The 18,648-nt window shown below is 55.9% G+C and carries 23 protein-coding genes and 1 other RNA gene; 9 read left to right on the top strand and 15 right to left on the bottom strand.

Features of this window, described 5'->3' with window-relative positions; translation table 11 throughout:
• Positions 1–63: 63 nt before the first annotated feature.
• Positions 64–1,047: an NAD(+) diphosphatase gene (gene nudC / locus AAC636_RS03180; protein WP_340300386.1), complete on the bottom strand. Its 984-nt coding sequence runs from the start codon at positions 1,045–1,047 to the stop codon at positions 64–66.
• 393 nt (positions 1,048–1,440) lie between these two features.
• Here nudC and ffs point away from each other — a divergent pair.
• Together ffs and AAC636_RS03170 are read left to right on the top strand one after the other, a co-directional pair.
• Positions 1,441–1,539, top strand: an RNA gene (gene ffs / locus AAC636_RS03175) — signal recognition particle sRNA small type.
• Positions 1,540–1,635: 96 nt separating this feature from the next.
• Positions 1,636–2,352 (top strand): CatB-related O-acetyltransferase, encoded by a 717-nt coding sequence (locus AAC636_RS03170; RefSeq protein WP_340300385.1) that lies wholly within the window; start codon positions 1,636–1,638, stop codon positions 2,350–2,352.
• 2 nt (positions 2,353–2,354) lie between these two features.
• Here the strand turns inward: AAC636_RS03170 and AAC636_RS03165 are convergent, their stop codons facing one another.
• A complete protein-coding gene (locus AAC636_RS03165; RefSeq protein ID WP_340300384.1) occupies positions 2,355–2,537 on the bottom strand; it encodes a hypothetical protein in 183 nt (60 codons plus the stop codon).
• Positions 2,531–2,671 (bottom strand): hypothetical protein, encoded by a 141-nt coding sequence (locus AAC636_RS03160; RefSeq protein WP_340300383.1) that lies wholly within the window; start codon positions 2,669–2,671, stop codon positions 2,531–2,533. The genes AAC636_RS03165 and AAC636_RS03160 overlap by 7 nt, the downstream gene beginning before the upstream one ends.
• 130 nt (positions 2,672–2,801) lie before the next feature.
• Here AAC636_RS03160 and AAC636_RS03155 point away from each other — a divergent pair, with 130 nt between their 5' ends.
• From AAC636_RS03155 to recR, 3 genes are read left to right on the top strand one after another with little or no spacing between them, the layout of a single operon-like run.
• Positions 2,802–4,553, top strand: coding sequence for a DNA polymerase III subunit gamma/tau (locus AAC636_RS03155; protein ID WP_445322534.1), 1,752 nt, complete (start codon positions 2,802–2,804; stop codon positions 4,551–4,553).
• An 18-nt stretch (positions 4,554–4,571) separates the two neighbouring features.
• Entirely contained in the window at positions 4,572–4,916 is a 345-nt protein-coding gene (locus AAC636_RS03150; RefSeq protein WP_317656544.1) for a YbaB/EbfC family nucleoid-associated protein, read from the top strand.
• 5 nt (positions 4,917–4,921) lie between these two features.
• Complete coding sequence (recR, locus tag AAC636_RS03145; RefSeq protein ID WP_340300382.1) at positions 4,922–5,533, top strand: recombination mediator RecR; 612 nt, start codon at positions 4,922–4,924, stop codon at positions 5,531–5,533.
• A 122-nt stretch (positions 5,534–5,655) separates the two neighbouring features.
• Here the strand turns inward: recR and AAC636_RS03140 are convergent, their stop codons facing one another.
• The 3 genes from AAC636_RS03140 to AAC636_RS03130 all read right to left on the bottom strand — a co-directional run bounded on the left by AAC636_RS03140 (position 5,656) and on the right by AAC636_RS03130 (position 8,837).
• A complete protein-coding gene (locus AAC636_RS03140) occupies positions 5,656–7,104 on the bottom strand; it encodes an NAD-dependent succinate-semialdehyde dehydrogenase (RefSeq protein WP_340300381.1) in 1,449 nt (482 codons plus the stop codon).
• 20 nt (positions 7,105–7,124) lie between these two features.
• Entirely contained in the window at positions 7,125–8,120 is a 996-nt protein-coding gene (locus AAC636_RS03135; protein ID WP_340300380.1) for a type I glyceraldehyde-3-phosphate dehydrogenase, read from the bottom strand.
• Between the two features lie 69 nt (positions 8,121–8,189).
• The gene (locus AAC636_RS03130; protein ID WP_340300379.1) at positions 8,190–8,837 is read right to left on the bottom strand and encodes a ribonuclease T2; all 648 of its coding nucleotides are present in this window, start codon (positions 8,835–8,837) and stop codon (positions 8,190–8,192) included.
• A 133-nt stretch (positions 8,838–8,970) separates the two neighbouring features.
• On the opposite strand from AAC636_RS03130, the gene AAC636_RS03125 reads away from it, so the two are divergent.
• Positions 8,971–9,726: a DUF1013 domain-containing protein gene (locus AAC636_RS03125; protein WP_340297805.1), complete on the top strand. Its 756-nt coding sequence runs from the start codon at positions 8,971–8,973 to the stop codon at positions 9,724–9,726.
• A gap of 57 nt (positions 9,727–9,783) precedes the next feature.
• On the opposite strand, the gene AAC636_RS03120 is transcribed toward AAC636_RS03125, so the two are convergent.
• Genes AAC636_RS03120 through clpS form a run of 3 tightly spaced genes read right to left on the bottom strand, consistent with a single transcriptional unit; the run spans position 9,784 to position 11,980 of the window.
• The gene (locus tag AAC636_RS03120; protein ID WP_317656550.1) at positions 9,784–10,596 is read right to left on the bottom strand and encodes an SDR family NAD(P)-dependent oxidoreductase; all 813 of its coding nucleotides are present in this window, start codon (positions 10,594–10,596) and stop codon (positions 9,784–9,786) included.
• A gap of 19 nt (positions 10,597–10,615) precedes the next feature.
• Positions 10,616–11,638, bottom strand: coding sequence for a class I SAM-dependent methyltransferase (locus tag AAC636_RS03115; RefSeq protein WP_340300378.1), 1,023 nt, complete (start codon positions 11,636–11,638; stop codon positions 10,616–10,618).
• Positions 11,639–11,659: 21 nt separating this feature from the next.
• Positions 11,660–11,980, bottom strand: coding sequence for an ATP-dependent Clp protease adapter ClpS (gene clpS, locus AAC636_RS03110; RefSeq protein ID WP_340301077.1), 321 nt, complete (start codon positions 11,978–11,980; stop codon positions 11,660–11,662).
• A gap of 158 nt (positions 11,981–12,138) precedes the next feature.
• On the opposite strand from clpS, the gene AAC636_RS03105 reads away from it, so the two are divergent.
• Complete coding sequence (locus AAC636_RS03105) at positions 12,139–12,846, top strand: HAD family hydrolase (RefSeq protein WP_340300377.1); 708 nt, start codon at positions 12,139–12,141, stop codon at positions 12,844–12,846.
• Here the strand turns inward: AAC636_RS03105 and AAC636_RS03100 are convergent.
• Positions 12,843–13,829: an NAD(P)H-quinone oxidoreductase gene (locus AAC636_RS03100; protein ID WP_340301076.1), complete on the bottom strand. Its 987-nt coding sequence runs from the start codon at positions 13,827–13,829 to the stop codon at positions 12,843–12,845. The two genes, AAC636_RS03105 and AAC636_RS03100, sit on opposite strands and share 4 nt — an antisense overlap.
• A 26-nt stretch (positions 13,830–13,855) precedes the next feature.
• On the bottom strand, positions 13,856–14,563 hold the full coding sequence (locus tag AAC636_RS03095; protein WP_340297807.1) for a COQ9 family protein: 708 nt from the start codon (positions 14,561–14,563) through the stop codon (positions 13,856–13,858).
• A 105-nt stretch (positions 14,564–14,668) separates the two neighbouring features.
• Here AAC636_RS03095 and rpsU point away from each other — a divergent pair, with 105 nt between their 5' ends.
• The gene (gene rpsU, locus AAC636_RS03090; protein ID WP_009806335.1) at positions 14,669–14,875 is read left to right on the top strand and encodes a 30S ribosomal protein S21; all 207 of its coding nucleotides are present in this window, start codon (positions 14,669–14,671) and stop codon (positions 14,873–14,875) included.
• A gap of 99 nt (positions 14,876–14,974) precedes the next feature.
• On the opposite strand, the gene AAC636_RS03085 is transcribed toward rpsU, so the two are convergent.
• The 3 genes from AAC636_RS03085 to AAC636_RS03075 form a co-directional block, all read right to left on the bottom strand.
• Entirely contained in the window at positions 14,975–15,406 is a 432-nt protein-coding gene (locus AAC636_RS03085) for a hypothetical protein (RefSeq protein ID WP_340300376.1), read from the bottom strand.
• 162 nt (positions 15,407–15,568) lie between these two features.
• Positions 15,569–15,709 (bottom strand): aa3-type cytochrome c oxidase subunit IV, encoded by a 141-nt coding sequence (locus AAC636_RS03080; RefSeq protein WP_340244868.1) that lies wholly within the window; start codon positions 15,707–15,709, stop codon positions 15,569–15,571.
• Positions 15,710–15,835: 126 nt separating this feature from the next.
• Positions 15,836–16,861 carry an MBL fold metallo-hydrolase gene (locus tag AAC636_RS03075; protein ID WP_340300375.1) on the bottom strand — a complete coding sequence of 342 codons (1,026 nt, stop codon included), beginning with the start codon at positions 16,859–16,861 and terminating at the stop codon, positions 15,836–15,838.
• Between the two features lie 94 nt (positions 16,862–16,955).
• Between AAC636_RS03075 and AAC636_RS03070 the strand changes: the two genes are divergently transcribed.
• Complete coding sequence (locus AAC636_RS03070; protein WP_340300374.1) at positions 16,956–17,936, top strand: L-threonylcarbamoyladenylate synthase; 981 nt, start codon at positions 16,956–16,958, stop codon at positions 17,934–17,936.
• Here AAC636_RS03070 and AAC636_RS03065 read toward each other — a convergent pair.
• Positions 17,933–18,535 (bottom strand): YqgE/AlgH family protein, encoded by a 603-nt coding sequence (locus tag AAC636_RS03065; RefSeq protein WP_340301075.1) that lies wholly within the window; start codon positions 18,533–18,535, stop codon positions 17,933–17,935. The two genes, AAC636_RS03070 and AAC636_RS03065, sit on opposite strands and share 4 nt — an antisense overlap.
• Between the last annotated feature and the right edge of the window lie 113 nt (positions 18,536–18,648).

Raw genomic sequence — 18,648 nt, 5'->3', positions numbered from 1 at the left:
TTTGCGCGCTGTGAAGGCAGGGCGTCTGGCCAAAGACCACCCCAGTCGCGCACCTTTTGCAGCCTATATGAACCGATCTGCGAGCCAGTTTTCCAGCAAAAACCGCGCAATTGCGCCCTTGCGCGGCGAAGATATTTCTGGGTGTGACCCACAAAAGACATCCATCGCCTCTTGGCGGCTTAACCATCGCGCATCGTCCAATTCATTTGGATCAACCGTAATCTTTGTGCTTGTGGCAGTGGCTAGGCAGCCAAACATCAAAGAGTTGGGGTAAGGCCACGGTTGATTGGCAACATAGCGCACTTCGGATGTGGTGACCCCCGCTTCTTCCAACACTTCGCGGCGCACGGCGGCCTCGATTGTCTCACCAGGTTCGACAAACCCTGCGAGTGCGGAATACATCCTTTCGGGCCAACCATGCGAACGCCCCAACAAAATTTGATCGCCATAGGTCACAAGCATGATCACCACGGGATCCGTGCGCGGGAAATGCAAGGCGCCACAGGCGGGGCATTTGCGCTGCCACCCCGCTTGCACCATCTGCGAAGGGCTGCCACATTTGGCGCAATAGAGATGCGAGCTGTGCCAATTCAACAAAGCACGGGCTGTTGCCGCCAATTCTGCTGCGCGTGGAGGCAGGGTGATCATAATGCTGCGCAATTCCAAAAACACAGCGCCCTCGGGCGCATCTGGATGGGCCTGCTCGGACAGATCAACAAAGGAGTTCAAGCTGACCCCTTCTGGCAATTCAGGATTCCAATCGCTCAGGTCTTGCGCAAAATAGGCCGCCCCATCCTCGGACAGCCCCAAAAACAACCGCGCCTCCTCTGCGAGATCTCGTAAAAGCGGTGCGTCTTTTGGCAAAAAGCACAAGGACGCCAGACCCGTTTCTGCATCGCGCTGACATAGCACCTTGCCGCGCCACAGAACCAAGATATGCGCCTTTGCAATTTGCCCCAATTGCACAGGATCATCCCGCAAATGCGCCGCACGATCTAAATTCGATCCACCAAAGGTGACCGCAGAGGCAGTTTGTAAAAGGGGCATGTGATGTGATCCTTGCTTCGCGCCCAAACCTTACAGAGACGTGAACGGGGTGCAACAAGAATAGGATTGCGCAGAACTACCCTTATGGTTGTATGATGCCCCCATCATAAGGGGATGAGATTTGGCTGCGGGACAGATCATCATAGGGACGGCGCGGTCCGCGCGTCTGAAGGTCACGCTTTTTGCGACCACCGATTTACACGCTCATCTGACCGAATATGACTATTTTCACGACACCCCCTACTGCGCGGGAGGTCGGGAAAGAGCGCGATTTGAATGGTCTGGCCTATTCTGGCGTCTCGGCCCAAGGGTTCGAGCAATTTGAAATCACGCTTTAGCCCGCATTTTTTGTGCAGCCCTTGCACCAAGAGCCAAGATTGACTATTTGGGCGTTGAGAGGTTGGCGCGGACAGGCTCCTCGCCAACCCGGTCAGATCCGGAAGGAAGCAGCCGTAACGAGTCCCGCTTGGGTCGTTGTCCAGCCTCTCACCTTTCCCTTGAAAATAAGTGCCACCTGAACCCTTGCGGCGGTGCGTAAAAGCAACCAAGCTGTGGCTTGGGTTGCGGAATTTCGGGGAATAGGCTGCAATGAATCGCTTTCGCTGCACCGATCTGGGATTGGTCGAGGCGCTGCCCATGCGTTTTTACCCAAAGCTGCGCGCGGGCCATGTTTTGAACAATGCAAGCGCCAAGTTTGAACGTCACAGTCAGCATAATCCAAGAGGTCTGATGCCGCTTGGCGCCTATTCCTACAGCCATTCCGTTTTTATTGCGGGTTGGATTGGGCGATATTGCTCGATCAGCGATAATGTCCGCGTAATGGGGGCCAGCCATCCGCATCATTGGGTGACAACCTCGCCTGTGCAATATCGACCCCGCAGGCGGCGGATGTTTGACCTGCCCCCCTTGCCTGACTCTGCCCGGTATGATGGCGCGGCGCGGCCTGTGCGTATCGGTCATGACGTTTGGATTGGCCAAGATGTGCTGCTGCGTGATGGTATATCCATCGGCAATGGCGCGGTGATTGCAGCGGGTTCTGTGGTGACGCGCAATGTGGCAGATTACATGATTGTTGGCGGCAACCCCGCCCGCGTCATCCGCCCCCGTTTTGCGCCTGAGATTGCAACGCGGCTTCAACGCAGCGCGTGGTGGGAGATCACCCCCGAAGCATTATCTGACCTGACTTTTGACGATCCTTTGGCGTTTTTGGATGGGTTTGAGGCAAAACCCTCCTCACCTAAACTGCCCGATGAGCGGCGCACCATATGGGACTGGTCTGGGATCATACCGCCTGAGGCGTCATGACCTTAGCTGCCCCCACCATAAAGGCCATTCACAAGTGAAGCCCAAATAAAATTCCCCGCCATCGCGAAGAACAGGGCCACGCAAAAATAGAGGGTCAGCCCATGCACCAAATAGCGCATCCGCCCCAAGGCCCCTTGGCGCCATAACCAAATGCCTGCGGCGGTTGCGGGCAAATGGATCAACACAAGATCGACACCACCGATAACGGGATGGCCCGAAACCCGCCCTCAACAAGAGCGGCCCATAGATGAACCAGCGCGACAAAGACGCTGGCCAGGATCAAAAACAGGAATATCAAAAGCCGTGATCTATCGCTCATCGCGTCCCCGCTTGCTTTGCGCGCAGGAACCGGTTGCCGCGCCGCTCATCTGCGCCTAGTTTGCTAATAACCCTGCAGGCAGGGCGCCGTTCTGCCAAGAAAAAACCGTCAAGAGCCGTTGGAAAACCCTATGACCCAAACCACCGATCAAGCCTATCAGGTGCTTGCGCGCAAATATCGCCCCGCAAGTTTCGCCGATTTGATCGGGCAAGAGGCCATGGTGCGGACACTGAAAAACGCATTTGCCGCCGATCGCATCGCGCAAGCCTTCATTATGACGGGCATTCGCGGCACAGGGAAAACGACCACCGCACGAATTATTGCCAAGGGCCTAAACTGCATTGGCCCTGATGGTGCGGGCAAGCCCACGACTGAACCCTGCGGGCAATGCGAACATTGCACCTCTATCGCCGAAGGGCGCCATGTCGATGTCATGGAAATGGACGCGGCATCACGCACCGGCGTGAATGACATCCGCGAGATTATTGAAAGCGTCAATTATCGCTCTGCCAGCGCGCGCTATAAGATTTACATAATTGACGAGGTTCACATGCTGTCGACCAGCGCGTTCAACGCGCTGCTTAAGACATTGGAAGAACCGCCCGCCCATGTGAAATTCATCTTCGCGACCACAGAGATTCGCAAAGTGCCTGTCACCGTATTGTCGCGCTGCCAGCGGTTTGATCTGCGCCGCATCGAGCCTGAGGTGATGATCACGCATTTGCGCAAAATCTCGGATCTGGAAAAAGCCGAAATCACGGACGAAGCCTTGGCCCTGATCACGCGCGCGGCGGAAGGGTCTGTGCGCGATGCGCTCAGCCTTTTGGATCAGGCAATTTCCCATGGCGCAGGCGAAACCAGCGCGGAACAAGTGCGCGCGATGCTCGGCCTTGCAGATCGCGGGCGTGTCATGGATCTGTTTGAGATGATCATGCGCGGCGATGCCAAGGGTGCATTGGATGAATTGGCCACGCAATACGCCGATGGCGCTGACCCAATGGCAGTTTTGCGGGATTTGGCCGATATCACCCATTGGCTGTCGGTTGTGAAAATCTCGCCCGAAACCGCTGAAGAACCCTCTATTTCGCCTGATGAGCGCAGCCGCGGGGTGGCGCTATCGGGGGATTTGCAAATGCGCGCCTTGTCGCGGATGTGGCAGATGCTGCTGAAGTCGCTTGAGGAAGTGGCCTTTGCCCCCAATGCGATGATGGCCGCCGAAATGGCCGTGATCCGCCTGACTCATGTGGCCGAATTGCCAAGCCCCGATGATTTGATCCGTAAGCTGCAATCCACAACACCGCCCCCTGCCGCACCACCGCGCGGGCCAGCCCCCACACAAGGCGGATCGCATGGCGCACCCGCGCGAGGCTCAAGCCTTCCAAGCAGCACAGGCGGCACAAATGGCGCGCCGCAAGCGGCCCTTTCCGAGGCCCCAGAGGCCCTACTGGCCCGATACCCGACTTTTGAGCATGTGGTCGCATTGATCGAAGAGATGCGCGACATCAAATTGTTGGTTGAGGTTAAGACCACTTTGCGCTTGGCCTCCTATCGCGCGGGGCGCATTGAATTTGAACCTACTGACCGCGCGCCCGAAGATTTGGGGCCACGCCTTGGCCAACGCTTGACGCAATGGACAGGGACAAGATGGGTGGTCTCGGTCGTCTCCTCGGGCGGCGCACCCACCATCGAAGAACAGGCGAATGCGGAGCGTGCCGAGCTTGAAAAAGAGACCAAAGACCATCCGCTGATGCAGGCCGTCCTCTTGGCCTTTCCACACGCCAAAATTACAGATATTCGCAGTCACACAGATATTCAGGCCCATGCTGCGGTCGAGGCCTTGCCCGAAATCGAAGATGAATGGGATCCGTTCGAAGACGATTAACCACAAAGGATGATGGATATGCTCAAAGGCCTTGGCGGTCTTGGCGATATGACCAAGATGATGAAACAGGCACAAGAAATGCAGACCCGCATGGCGGAAATGCAAGAAAACCTGCACACAATCCGCGTCACAGGGGAAGCAGGTGCAGGCCTCGTGAAGGCCACAGCCAGCGCCAAGGGCGAATTGGTGGGTTTGGATATCGACCCCTCCATCTTTAATGGGGATGACAAGGAAGTGGTCGAAGATTTGATCTTGGCCGCCATCAAAGATGCGCAAGCAAAAGCCTCTGATCGCAGTCAGGAAGAATTGCAAAAAATCACTGCTGAGCTTGGCCTGCCAGCAGGCATGAAGCTGCCCTTCTGATTTCGATGAGCGAAGGCGTGCGCCAAATAGAGGAATTGATCGCGCTGATGGCGCGCTTGCCTGGTCTTGGGCCACGCTCGGCACGGCGTGCGGTTTTGCACCTGATCAAAAAACGCGCAGGCCTGATGACGCCCTTGGCGCAATCCTTGGCCGAAGTGGCCCGTGATGCGCGTGAATGCCTCTCTTGTGGCAATATCGGCACCGATGAGGTCTGCGCGATTTGCACCGACCCCAACCGGGGCAATGGCCAAATCTGCGTGGTCGAAGACGTCGCCGATCTTTGGGCGATGGAACGCGGCCGCGCCTTTGGCGGGCGTTATCATGTCTTGGGTGGCACGCTATCGGCACTAGACGATATTGGCCCTGACGATCTGCGTATCCCGCGCCTTATTGAGCGGGTCGCAAGAGATGGAATTGAAGAAGTGATCCTTGCGCTGAATGCCACCGTTGATGGTCAAACCACCGCCCATTACATTGCGGGCGAACTCGCCCCAATGGCGCGCGAAGGACACGTGAAAATCACATCCCTGGCGCAAGGTGTGCCCATCGGGGGCGAATTGGACTATCTTGACGATGGCACGATTTCCGCGGCCTTGAGCGCGCGGAAATCATTTTAACCTAAATCTCAAATATAAGCTGTCGTTTTACAGGTCAGGGCATATGCATGCCTAATGCGCATCCACGCGCCCCTCGACCCTATGCGCAATCCCCCACACGCATCAGGTCGAGGGAAGTGGGATCAGAGCCCGTCAATGCAGACATATTTGGTATCAAGATAATCTTCGACACCTTGGCTGCCGCCCTCTTTGCCAAGACCCGATTCCTTGACGCCGCCGAAGGGCGCCTCAACCGTGGTGATCATGCCAGAATTGATCCCGACCATGCCATATTGCAAATCCCGATCAAGGCGCATCGCGCGCGCTAGGTCAGAGGTGTAGGCATAAGCCGCAAGGCCAAAGCGGGTGTTATTGGCCATATCAACCCCGTCTTGATCTGTCTCAAATTTGAACACGGGCGCAACAGGGCCAAAGATTTCTTCCTGGGCAAATTCCATGTCGGCTTTGGCCCCTGTCAAAACCGTTGGCTGAAAGAATGTGCCGCCCAATTGATCCCGCATGCCGCCCGTGGCCACAGTGGCACCTTTGGCTTTGGCGTCTTCCACAAAGCCCTCGACCTTTTTCAACGCCGCTTGATTGATCAACGGCCCTTGGGTCACGCCCGCATCCATGCCATTTCCAAGTTTCAGCGCGCGGGTTTTCTCAACCAGTTTCGCCACGAATTCATCATGCACGCCTGCCTGCACAAAAACACGATTGGCGCAAACGCAGGTCTGACCAGAATTGCGAAACTTAGAGGCCATAACCCCGTCAATCGCACGATCCAGATCAGCATCGTCAAAAACGATGAATGGGGCATTCCCCCCCAATTCCATTGAGACTTTCTTGACTGTATCAGCTGACTGGCGGATCAATAATTTGCCCACATTGGTCGAGCCCGTGAAGGTCACTTTGCGCAATTGAGGGCGCGCCATCATCGCACCACCAATGGCGGGCGCATCCCCCGTGACGATGTTAATCACCCCTTTGGGATAGCCCACGTCCTCGACCAAAGCTGCCCAAGCCAAGCCTGAATAGGGGGTTTCTTCCGAAGGCTTCGCAACAACCGTGCAGCCAACCGCCAAAGCAGGCGCAAGTTTGCGGGCCAGCATCGAGGAGGGGAAATTCCAAGGCGTAATCATGCCCACAACACCCACGGGGTGCTTTGTTACCAAAATACGGCGACCATTGACGCCTGCAGGAACGATCTCGCCTTTCACACGGCGGGCCTCCTCTGCATACCACCGCAGATATTGCGCACCGATGGCAATTTCGCCCTTCGCTTCTGCCAAAGGTTTACCCATCTCGCGGGTCAACAATTCGGCCAAACTGTCTTGGTTATCCATCAGCGCATCGTGCAATTTCCACAAAAGCGCCAAGCGCCCCATCAAGTCCATCGCCGCAAAAGCGGGAAAAGCTGCATGGGCTGCATCAATCGCGCGCATGGTTTCTGAGTGGCCAGATTTCGGAATTTGCCCAATCACCTCGCCCGTAGCGGGGTTTGTAACATCCAAGGTCGCACCATCATCCGCGCCCACCCATGCGCCTGCGATATAATTCGCCTCGCGCATCCAGTTTTTCCAATCTGCCATGCTCCTCGCTCCTTTCTTATTTAGGCTTGCGCCCCCATCTTGCGCGCCACATCCAACATGCGCGCAGAAAATCCCCATTCATTGTCATACCACCCAAAGACGCGCAGCATCCCGCCTTTGGAGCGTTTGATCTGATCCCCTTGCACGATCAACGACTCGGGGCGCGCCCGAAGATCAGTCGAGACAACAGGCGCCTCAGTATAGCCTAAGATTGGCCCTTCGGCTGCGCGCAGGACATCGCGCGCCGCCTCAACCGATGGCCGCTGCTCGGTGATGACCGCCAAATCGATACAAGAGACACTTGCCGTTGGCACCCGAATTGCCGAGCCTGTGATCCGCCCCGCAAGATGGGGCAGCACAAGATCAATCAACTTTTCCGCACTGGTTGTTGTGGGCACCATCGACAAGGCAGCTGCGCGGGACCGCACCAAATCCCCCATCGGCATATCCACGGTGGGTTGGCTGCCCGTGTAACAATGCACTGTCGTCATCAAAGCCGTCTCAACCCCAAAGGCCTCATCGAGAACCCGTATCAGGGGGGCTGTGGCATTGGTGGTGCAAGATGCGTTCGACACAATGCGCGCATCGGGCAATAGGGCCGCATCATTCGCCCCCAAGACCAGCATCACATCAGCATCAAGGGAGGGGCCAGAAATCAGCACCCGTGCGGCACCTGCGCGCAAACCTGCCTCAGCAATCCGCCGATCCATGGCGCGCCCCGTGCATTCCATCAGAATGTCCACCCCCGCAAGGGGCAGCGCCGCTAGATCAGGCTCGCAGGTAAAGGCAATCGGGCGCCCATCAATCACCAATGCGCCATCACCGCAGCTCACCTCGCCCGCGTAAGGGCCAAAGACGCTGTCATATTCGAACAGGTAAGCGCAGGTCTTTAGGGGGGCTATGTCGTTGATGGCGACAATCTCAACCTCGGGCCAACCGCCCTTAAGCCACGCGCGCAGCACGGTGCGCCCAATGCGACCAAAGCCGTTTATTGCCACACGAATGGGGGCGGTCATGATGCCGAATCTCCTGATTGCTGTGAGCGGGCGAGTGATGCATGCCCACCGCGAAGGTGCAAGCACGCATCAGCGGATTGGATCAAACAGCGCCTCACGCAAAGAACAATCGCGCCCCATATCGGCAGGGCAATCACGGGGCTCTAAATCGCGGGTCAGACAAATGCGCAGCTCTGCGATGCGACCTTCGCGGCAGGTGGTGACAACACCACTGTCACTGAGATCAGGGTTGGCTTCGCGGAGCGCGTCCTCCACCACTTCGGCTGGCAGGCGCACAGGTCGATTAAGTTGGGTCAAAACCGCTGGCACAGTCACCGCCGCATAAGCGCGGCGCGATAGGGCGAAGTAATCCTCAGCAGGCAGGCCAGAACAGACCCCATGCTTACGCCATTGGTGCCAGGCAAGGCCTGAGCTTCTCATGATATCAACCATGCCCGCCGTCAACGCATCACTTGGGCCGCGCGCGGGTATTGAGCAATAACTGGGCCACCCCTCCTCATATTGTGGCCAAAGCCCGTGCAAGGTGAACCCATGGTGTGCGCCTGTCTCGCATTGCGCCGCCCCACGCTCATCCCCCTCAATCGCGCACCATGTTGAATTCCAACTGAGGGCTAAGACATAAAGGTCAAGCACCCCCGCCTGATCGGCCCGCGCAGAAAGTGCCGCGCCACATAGCGCAAAGGCCAAAAGCCCCGCACGTATCAATCTGCACCCCATCTCGCGTTTCCCTCTTTCCTTGCGCCAATCGCTGCCTTATATAACGGGCAACTTCCCCGAAATCGAGGAATTGCGGCCCCCGCCGCGGCGTTGTTTCAGCGCCCGCCCGATTGCATCCGAAAAGGAGCTAAAAATGACAAAACCTATCATGGCAAAGGCCACCGCCGTTTGGTTGGTGGATAACACCACGCTCAGCTTTAAGCAGATCGGCGATTTCTGCGGGCTGCATGAATTGGAAGTGCAAGGGATTGCAGATGGTGACGTAGCCACAGGCGTCAAGGGTTTTGACCCGATTGCCAATAACCAACTCGACCAAGACGAGATTGATCGTGGCGAGAAAGACCCTGCGCATAATCTAAAGCTGAAGCATAACCCCGCCGCACTGGGCGAGGAAAAGCGCCGTGGCCCACGCTACACGCCCCTGTCCAAGCGTCAGGATCGTCCTGCTTCAATCCTTTGGTTGGTCAAATTCCACCCAGAGCTGTCCGATGGCCAGATTGGCAAATTGGTTGGCACCACCAAACCAACCATCCAAGCGATCCGCGAACGCACCCATTGGAACATTTCCAACATTCAACCAATCGACCCTGTTGCGCTTGGTCTGTGCAAGCAGTCTGAATTGGATGCCGCCGTGCAATCAGCCAACGCGAAACGCGCCAAAGAAGGTCTGGTTATGACCGATGATGAGCGCCGTAAATTAGTCTCGACCGAACAAAGCCTTGCAGGTGATCCAGAGCCAAAAATGCCAAGCGCGATTTCGGGTCTTGAAACATTCAGCCTCTCAGGCAATTCGTCTGCCGCCGATGAGGACGAAGACGAAACCGAAAAGACCTATGATGCGGACAGCTTCTTTAACCTGCCAGATGATAAAGACAAAGACGACAAATAATCAGGCGTTATAACGCCTGCCATCTGAAAACCGCGCGCCCCAAAGGTTGCGCGGTTTTTAATGCAAAGGCACGCCAACAGGATCAAGCAAGCTGCGCCCACCATCCACGCAGAGAACTTGCCCTGTAACAAATCCCGCCCCATCCGAGGCAAAGAATTGGGCCGCACCCGCCACTTCGCGCGCTGAAGCAATGCGGCCAAGCGGTGTGTGGCTTTGGATGTCTTTGCGCTTCAATTCATCTTCTGCCAAACCCGCTTGAAGGCTCGCTGACATCACAGACCCAAAAGATACAGCATTCACACGAATACGATTTGGGGCGAGGGACAATGCCAAAGACCGCGTAGATTGCTCAAGCGCCGCTAACGACACCGAATAGCCCATCAAATCAGGATGGCTGCGCATCGCAGCGATGTTCGAGATATTCACAATCGCGCCGCGCGTCTCATCATCGCGGTCATCCCCTTCGGCTTGGGCAATCATCTTTTTTGCAACGGCTTGGCTCAGACGAAGCGATGTAAACAGGTTTTGCTGCAACATTTGCTCAATGCTGGTATCGGCAGGATCAAACGGGTCCGTTGGTATGATCTGGCGGCACGCATTGACCAAAATATCGACCCGATCGAAGGCATCAATCGTGGCCGAGATCAAATTGGCCACTGTCAGCTTTTCGCTCAAATCTCCTGCAAAGGCGCGAATATTTGGCGCGCGCTCATCATCTGAGGCGCCACATTCATCAAAAAGCCGCTCTTCATCGCGATCTGTGAACACGACATTCGCGCCAAGGTCAGAAAAATGACGCGCGATCGCAAGGCCAATCCCATTGGCGGCCCCCGTCACAATAGCAGTTTTTCCTTGGATGGATAAAGACATTCCAAAACCCCTTTGCCGATCATCGCGCAGATCGCGCAGCTTTCGGTTTCCCAGCTTGATAGAGCTTGTAGCCCTGCATCTCGGCCAACATGCGACCCGTTGAAAAATTCGCCTTCAGCGCCGATTCATAGGGCAGGTGGCGATTTGCGACCATCAAAAATTGTCCTGAAGGCTTAAGCAGGCGACTTGCCGCCGAAATAAAGGCCTGCCCCAAGGCAGGATCAGCCGCGCGTGATGTATGAAAAGGCGGATTGCACAAAATCGCATCATAAAGCGCGTCGGGCTTGAATGCTGTCGCATCAGCCCAGAAAAAACGCGCGCGCGGATCACCGACATTCTGGCGCGCGGCCTCAAGCGCCGCGTGATCGGCCTCAATCAAATCGAGGGTTTCAATGCTATCCTGTTCATCCAGAATATGCGCGGCGATATATCCCCAACCCGCCCCAAGATCAGCAACGCGTCCCTTAAGTTTAGGGGCCAGTGCAATCAAAATTTCCGATCCTTGATCTGGCCCGTCCGCAGAGAAGCTGCCAATTGGCACGATATGGCCATCTTCAGTTTTCGTGGCGCTGCCAACCCATTCCGCGCAGGTTTGGGGCAGGACATCTGGGCGCACGAACCAAATCAATTTGCCATGCGATTTTGAAAAAACTTCTACGCCGTCAAAGGTTGATTTTAGGGCCTTGAGGATCGATTCAATCCCGATGGTTTTCGCCCCATCCACCATCAAAATGCCACCCTTGCGCAATGCCATCAGGGATTTTGCGATCCGCGACAGGGTCAATTTTTTTGATTTATGGGCCGCAACCAAAGCCAGATCAAACGCATCCACCGCATCGGCTGGCAGATCAGGATGCACATCAATTCCACGGGCCACAACGCGGGCGTGATCGGGGTAAAACCCTTGCACAGCCAACAGACGGGCCTGTCCGAACACATCAAGTTGCATGTCGCCACTGGCACCATAAATCAAAACCGCCGAAAGAGGCGGCAAGCTGAGCGCGTTTTGCTCAAGCGCGGAAATCCATCTGTCTGGGGTCATAAGCGGCGGCGGGACTGGGGATCAGTCCTCTTTCTCCATGGTGCATTGCAACGGATGCTGATTGCGGCGCGCGAATTCCATCACCTGCGCCACTTTCGTTTCGGCAATCTCATAAGAGAAGACACCCACAACGGCCACCCCTTTTTTATGCACAGTCAGCATAATCTCGACCGCATGCGCATGAGAGATACCGAAGAAGCGCTCAAGAACGTGAACGACAAACTCCATTGGGGTATAGTCGTCATTCAAAAGCAGCACCTTATACATCGGGGGCCGCTGCGTTTTTGGTTTTGTTTTGGATATAACGGTGGTGTCGTTTTCCTCCACAGGAGGTTTCGCCATCATCGTCAAGCCATCGCGCCGCATATCTACTCCAAAACTGGCCATCTGGTCTAAAACTGGCGTGCTCATGGTGCCATTGTCCATGTGCCTTTATATAAGCCGCAAGGTGATTCAGAAAAGGGGCCACAAGGCAACTGCCTGAGGTCGTGCATAACCCAATGACAAAAAAGCTGCAAATAATCGGTTTGGACGCGGATGATACGCTTTGGCAGAACGAGGAATTTTACCGCGTAACCCAAGCGCGCTTTGCAGAACTTTTGGCGGATTGCTGCGCCGAAGACGATTTGCACAACCGCCTCTTGGCGGCAGAACGGCGCAATATCGGCCATTACGGATTTGGCATTAAAGGGTTCATGCTCTCCATGATTGAAACCGCGATTGAAGTCACCGAAGGAAAAGTCAGCGGTGCAGTAATCGGGGAGATTTTGGTCGCAGGTCAGGACATGCTCCAACATCCCATCACCCTGCTGCCCCATGCCGACAGGGTGGTGCGCGATCTGTCGCAAAGCCACAAATTGGTGCTAATCACCAAGGGTGATCTTCTCGACCAAGAACGCAAGTTGGCGCAATCGGGTTTGGGCGAATATTTTCACGGCGTTGAAATTGTCAGCGACAAGAAACCTGAAATTTACACCCGCGCTTTCGCGCGGCATGGCGCAAGTGCCGATGTGGCATTGATGGCGGGTAATTCCATGAAATCAGACGTCATCCCCGCCCTTGAGGCAGGGGCCTTTGGGGTCTATGTGCCGTCAACCTATATCTGGGCGTTGGAGGAGGCAGACGCGCCTCAATCACATGCACGCTATCACAGCCTACCCGATTTGGGTGGTCTGCCTGCGTTGGTCAAAATCTTGGAACAGGCTTAAGGCGCAACTTCGAGAACGATTTTTCCGATATGGGCAGACGCCTCCATATGGGTATGGGCAGCGAAGGCCTCGGTCAGATCAAAGCTGCTATCCATCACGGGCGCAATTTGGCCAGTTTCGAGCAGGGGCCAAACATGGGTGCGCAACTCAGACGCAATCGCGGCTTTGGCGGCATCTGATTGGGGCCGTAAGGTCGACCCTGTCAACGTCAAGCGCCGCGTCATCATCTGTGTAAAGTTCAGCTCAACCTTCGCGCCCTGCAAAAAGGCGATTTGCACAAGTCGCCCATCATCCGCCAAAGCCCGAATATTGCGCGGCAGATATGGCCCGCCCACCATATCGAGGATGATATTCGCGCCACCTTCGGCGCGCATGATCTCAACGAAATCTTCCGTGCGGTAATTGATCGCCCGCTCCGCCCCCAAGGCTTCGCAGGCTCTGCATTTTTCATCTTGGCCTGCGGTCACAAAAACCCGCACCCCAAAAGCACGCGCCAATTGAATGGCCGTTGTGCCAATTCCAGATGCGCCGCCATGCACCAACAACCGCTCACCCGCGCGCAAGGCGGCGCGTTGAAACAGATTTGACCACACGGTGAAAAACGTCTCACAAAGCGCAGCAGCAGCGCGCAGATCCATACCCGTTGGCACGGGCAAAGCGTGGGATTGATGGGTCAGCGCATAATCTGCATACCCCCCGCCCGGCAGAAGCGCGCAAACCTGATCCCCGATTTTCCACTCGGACACAGCCTCGCCCACCGCCACAACTGTGCCAGAGGCCTCAAGACCGGGGAGGTCAGAGGCCCCTTTGGGCGGATCATAGAGCCCCGCCCGTTGCAGCGCATCAGGTCTGTTTACCCCTGCATAGGCAATTTTGATCAAAATCTGTTCAGCCTCAGGACGGGGGCAAGGGCGACTGCACAGCGTCAATACGTCTGGCCCGCCCGCCTCGCTGATTTCAACCGCGCGCATGGTTTCAGGCAGGGTCATGTAGCTCTCCAGAACAGATTTCACTGTTGGTCTTTTGGACGAATATATCCTGGAAGGTCAATTCGTGCGACCCGCGCAGGGGGGCGAATCTTTCCAAGTAGCCAATTTGGCCCCGCCATAAGGGGCTTAAGCGCAGGGTTCTCATTGACAGATTTCTTTAGCTTTTCGATTTGCATCACATCATCGATGCGGCGATCCAAAAACGCCCATGTCGCAGCGTGATCTGGCGATTGATCCCCCAACCAGTAAAGCACAGTAGCCGAATACACCCCCGCCAATGTCGCACGCTTGGAATACCAATTGAAATCATTGGCGCGGTCCCCAAGCCCCTCCCAAATGCTGTCAGCGGTTTCCCAGATGGCTTTTGCGCCATCTGCGGCATGGATGGGCAGGGCAAACAAGGTGGTGCCGCGGCGCACGGCCTCTTTGTGGGCGGCGACCGCCTCAAGGCGCAGGCGCACCCCATAAGCCACGCGATCACGATAGCGCATTTCAGACAAGTCAGCATTGCGCAAGGCGCGCAGCAAATCTGCATCCCCCTGCCGATGAAAGGCCAAGGCCAAATCAACCGCTCCCCGAGGGAAAAGCGCGCGACCCGTTTCGGTGTCTACATCGCAATCGCTCAACGCAGCGCAAAGGGCCGCATCAGACCACCCATCAAACGGCACATGATCCAATGCTGCGGTGACAATGTGCGCTTTCAGCTCGGTCGTGGCTTGGCTTTCCATCGCATCACTCCATTTTTCTGCGTTGCTTTACAACTTAGCAGATTCTTGCTAGATGGCCACTTCCTGCAACTTTGAAACTCTAACTTAGAAAGGTGGTGACACCACATGCAGGTGAGTGTTCGCGACAACAATGTTGATCAAGCATTGCGCGCTCTGAAGAAGAAACTTCAGCGCGAGGGCGTTTTCCGTGAAATGAAGCTTAAGCAACATTTCGAAAAGCCTTCCGTCAAGAAAGCACGCGAGAAAGCGGAAGCAATCCGCCGCGCGCGCAAACTGGCGCGGAAAAAAGCGCAGCGTGAGGGTCTGCTCTAAGCAGAACCTTCGCAAACGCGAAGTTTTCTTCAAAAAAGATATCCCCCGTCCTTTTGGCACGGGGGTTTTCTTTTGCGCTATGCTCAGAGGGTGAAGGGGTCACCCTTCGTCATCATCATCCCAGATTTCATAGGTTCGGATGCCGTCATAGCGGGCCAAATTTTCCATGGTCTTTTCGGGAAACCACGTAACTGGCAAATCGGAAAATTGCGGCAATTCGCCAAGCAATTCCGAGATTGAGCGCGAACAATTTGCCTTGGGGACAAGGCCAATTTCCTGAATGCGCTGCGCCACGAATCGCGCCTGTTCTGGCGGCAAAAGAACCTCTTGCGCCACGACATGATGAGTCTCGCGCGCATGCCATTGCAAATAAAACCCATAGAGCGTGGGATTCATTCCAAAGAGCACATCATTACGTTCGGGTGCGGCAGGGTGGAACCAACCGCCGGCAGGATCAAACAACAATCGCTGCGTTCCGTCATCGACAACAAGGGCACTATGCGCACCCGTGCCTGTTTCACTGCGCAGCATTGTCAAAAGCGTGATGCGCGTTGGCCCTGGCTCGCGATAGCTTGCTGTCGCAACGTCTTGATCACTGGCCCAAATCGATGGATTCGCGCAGCCCGTAAAGGCCAGCGCGAGACACAAAACTGTAAGAGACGAACGCCACCCCGTCGGTGTTCGACTTCAAACTTAGCGGGCGAAAAGGGCCAAGAAGATCACAACAGCGATCGAAACAGCACCAACGCGCATGCTCCACGTCATGAAACCATCAAAGGTTTTCTCCTGCTCGCTGATATCCATCGAGCCGTGCTTATGTTCGTTCTTTGCCATGGTCGTCTCCATTGATCTGGTCGCTTTAGCGATGCGCATACCGAATTTCATGCGCCCTGTCACGCGACACTGTGACACGATCTTTGTAAAAATCTCACAAGGTGACAAGGGAGATGGGCGGCACCCTCAACTGCGCAACTGCCAAACCCATGCACCGCGCTTGTCCATTTCACGGACAACTTCGCCCAGATGATAGAGATGGTTGAGATGGGCCACGGCCTCGACCATCGCTAGCCCATAAGTCGCCTCATCAATCTGGTGTTTGAACAAGGGGGCAAAGCAGTCAACCGCTGTGCGGGGTTCCGCGCGCAAATGTTCACGCAGCCGGGCAAGCGCACCGTGATGATTGTCCGATAATTGCGCCAATCGTGCAGGCAATCCGTGATAGGGCAGCTTGTGACCTGGCAAAACAAGATGATCTTCGCGCGCCATGGTTTCAAACCTTGCGCAGCTTTCTAGCCATTCGGCCACAGGATCTGCCATCGGTTCTGTAGGATAAACCCCAAGATTGGGCGATATCGATGGCAAAAGCTGATCCCCCGCCAAAACAAGCGGCGCATCTTGGCACCATAAGGTGGCATGATCTGGCGCGTGACCTTGGCCCAAATGCACGACCCAGTCACGCCCGCCAAGACGATGCACCGCCCCTTCCTCCAAACGCGTAAAGCCCAAGGGTAAAGGATAAACTGTGTCACAGAAATTAAAGGGGCGGTTATCAAGGCGCTTGCTCAAAAGCGCCTCATCCATGTCCGCCCCACGCCAAAAAGACACCGCTTCTGGGCTCGGTGTTGGCTCCTCGCCCAAGGTCAGCATCCTTGCCGTCAGCCATGCGGTGCGGGTCATCAATAATTCCGCGCCTTGTGCTATAAACCAACCAGCAAGCCCGACGTGATCGGGGTGGTGATGGGTGACAACCACCCGCAAGATAGGATCACCGCGCAGATCATCTTTTATAATCGCGGCCCATTCACGGCGATTGAGTTTTGTATCAAGCCCTGTGTCGATCACCGTCCAGCCATTTGGTTCGCGCAAGGCATAGACATTCACATGATCCAAGCCCAGGGGCATGGATAACCGAATCCACAGGATGCCATCCGCTATTTCCCGCGCAGTGCCTTTTGCAGGTGGGGTCTCGTGTGGATAGTGGATCATGTTATACCTTTTTGCAGCGCGGCTTGGCTTCACAGCACGCCCAAGCTATATCGGGCCGCGCAAACACCACAGCCGTCCTAGGCGATGAACCCCAATGTCACAAGTGCCACCCACCCAAGACCGCCCCGCATGTTTGTCCACTGATGAGCAGGGGATCGCGCGTGCTTGTGGCTTGCTAGAACAAGGGGAATTGGCCGCGCTGCCCACGGAAACTGTCTACGGGCTTGGCGCAGATGCACGCAATGACCAAGCCTGTGCCAAAATCTTTGAGGCAAAAGGGCGGCCTACATTCAACCCGCTGATCGTGCATGTGGCTGACCTCGCACAGGTCGCGCAAATTGCAGACGTGACCGATACCGCACGGATCTTGGCAGATCGGTTTTGGCCCGGCCCTTTGACCTTGGTCTTGCGCCTGCGCCCTGATCACGGGCTATCCCCCTTGGTCAGTGCAGGTCTGCCGACTGTGGCAATTCGCATTCCAAACCACCCTGTGGCCCAAAATATCTTGCGCCGCTTTGGTGGCCCAATTGCTGCACCCTCTGCCAATAGATCAGGGCGTTTGTCCCCCACATCGGCCGAACATGTGGCGCGATCGTTGGGCAATCGCATCGCGGCGATCGTAGATGGTGGGCCCTGCCCCGTAGGCCTTGAGTCAAGCATCGTGGACGCAAGTCAGAAGCCCGCAAAACTCCTGCGCGAGGGTGGCATTGCGCGCGAAGAGATCAGCGCGCTGACTGGGGCGCTTGTGTCTGACCTCACACCTGGACGCGTAGCTGCACCTGGTCAGATGAGTAGCCATTACGCCCCCAATGCACCGCTGCGCATCAATCAGGATCTCAGCGACCCAACACGATTACGCATTGCCTTTGGCCCGATGGGGGATGCAGATTTCACCCTCTCGGAAAAGGGCGACTTGCGGGAGGCGGCTGCGGCACTGTTTTCAATCCTGCACCACGCCGATGCGGAACTGGCTTTGCGCGGCAAAACTGGGATTGATGTCGCGCCTGTCCCACAAAAGGGATTGGGCCTTGCAATCAATGATCGGCTGATGCGGGCTGCCGCCCCGCGCGATTAAGCGCGCCCTGCCTGCGCAGACAACAAAATCGGATTAATGCCCAATTTTGCAAGGGCAGCTTCCCATTTGCGCGGCATATCCACGTTGAAAACCAGATCAGGCGCGGCCTCGCAAATCAGCCACGCATTCTGCGCAATCTCACTTTCCAACTGGCCCCGACCCCAGCCCGCATAGCCCAAGGCGACAATGGCCTGATCTGGGCCTTCGCCTTGCGCAATATCGTCTAGGATATCAAGGGTGGCGGTCATGGCAAATGTGTCATCCACCTCTAGGCGTCCCGCATGACCTGCGTTACCTTGCGCATAAGAGGTTTCATGCAGAACAAATCCACGCCCCTGTTCAACGGGGCCACCAAAGCAGATTGGTAAATCAGGCAAAGATCCTGAGCCATTGGCAATGCCCAATTGCTCAAACATCTCAGACAAGGTTAATTCGGCCAAAGGTTTGTTAATGATCAACCCCATGGCCTGCTCGTCATCATGCGCGCAGAGGAACACCACCGCATGCGCAAAACGCGGATCCCCCATTCCAGGCATAGCGACCAAGAGTTTGCCTGTTAAAGTCTCGATCGCGCTGTCGATATTTTCAATTTCATTCATATGTCCAAAATGCGCGGAGCCTGTCGCAAGGGCAAGGGGCGACCGCGCGGAATTTGCCGCATCTTCGCCGAAACGTGACTTTTCATTCATGGCGTCTGCCGCTAACCACTTAG

Source organism: Roseobacter sp. HKCCD5988 (assembly GCF_037830355.1).
Classification (GTDB): Bacteria; Pseudomonadota; Alphaproteobacteria; order Rhodobacterales; family Rhodobacteraceae; genus M30B80.
Note: the sequence above shows the minus strand (reverse complement) of the source record. Positions and strands in the feature narration are given on the sequence as shown.

Coding starts and splice junctions, on each gene's coding strand:
- nudC (WP_340300386.1), bottom strand. CDS start 1,047: ATGCCCCTTTTACAAACTGCCTCTGCGGTCACCTTTGGTGGATCGAAT.
- AAC636_RS03170 (WP_340300385.1), top strand. CDS start 1,636: ATGAATCGCTTTCGCTGCACCGATCTGGGATTGGTCGAGGCGCTGCCC.
- AAC636_RS03160 (WP_340300383.1), bottom strand. CDS start 2,671: ATGAGCGATAGATCACGGCTTTTGATATTCCTGTTTTTGATCCTGGCC.
- AAC636_RS03155 (WP_445322534.1), top strand. CDS start 2,802: ATGACCCAAACCACCGATCAAGCCTATCAGGTGCTTGCGCGCAAATAT.
- AAC636_RS03150 (WP_317656544.1), top strand. CDS start 4,572: ATGCTCAAAGGCCTTGGCGGTCTTGGCGATATGACCAAGATGATGAAA.
- recR (WP_340300382.1), top strand. CDS start 4,922: ATGAGCGAAGGCGTGCGCCAAATAGAGGAATTGATCGCGCTGATGGCG.
- AAC636_RS03140 (WP_340300381.1), bottom strand. CDS start 7,104: ATGGCAGATTGGAAAAACTGGATGCGCGAGGCGAATTATATCGCAGGC.
- AAC636_RS03135 (WP_340300380.1), bottom strand. CDS start 8,120: ATGACCGCCCCCATTCGTGTGGCAATAAACGGCTTTGGTCGCATTGGG.
- AAC636_RS03130 (WP_340300379.1), bottom strand. CDS start 8,837: ATGGGGTGCAGATTGATACGTGCGGGGCTTTTGGCCTTTGCGCTATGT.
- AAC636_RS03125 (WP_340297805.1), top strand. CDS start 8,971: ATGACAAAACCTATCATGGCAAAGGCCACCGCCGTTTGGTTGGTGGAT.
- AAC636_RS03120 (WP_317656550.1), bottom strand. CDS start 10,596: ATGTCTTTATCCATCCAAGGAAAAACTGCTATTGTGACGGGGGCCGCC.
- AAC636_RS03115 (WP_340300378.1), bottom strand. CDS start 11,638: ATGACCCCAGACAGATGGATTTCCGCGCTTGAGCAAAACGCGCTCAGC.
- clpS (WP_340301077.1), bottom strand. CDS start 11,980: ATGGCGAAACCTCCTGTGGAGGAAAACGACACCACCGTTATATCCAAA.
- AAC636_RS03105 (WP_340300377.1), top strand. CDS start 12,139: ATGACAAAAAAGCTGCAAATAATCGGTTTGGACGCGGATGATACGCTT.
- AAC636_RS03095 (WP_340297807.1), bottom strand. CDS start 14,563: ATGGAAAGCCAAGCCACGACCGAGCTGAAAGCGCACATTGTCACCGCA.
- rpsU (WP_009806335.1), top strand. CDS start 14,669: ATGCAGGTGAGTGTTCGCGACAACAATGTTGATCAAGCATTGCGCGCT.
- AAC636_RS03085 (WP_340300376.1), bottom strand. CDS start 15,406: ATGCTGCGCAGTGAAACAGGCACGGGTGCGCATAGTGCCCTTGTTGTC.
- AAC636_RS03080 (WP_340244868.1), bottom strand. CDS start 15,709: ATGGCAAAGAACGAACATAAGCACGGCTCGATGGATATCAGCGAGCAG.
- AAC636_RS03075 (WP_340300375.1), bottom strand. CDS start 16,861: ATGATCCACTATCCACACGAGACCCCACCTGCAAAAGGCACTGCGCGG.
- AAC636_RS03070 (WP_340300374.1), top strand. CDS start 16,956: ATGTCACAAGTGCCACCCACCCAAGACCGCCCCGCATGTTTGTCCACT.
- AAC636_RS03065 (WP_340301075.1), bottom strand. CDS start 18,535: ATGAATGAAATTGAAAATATCGACAGCGCGATCGAGACTTTAACAGGC.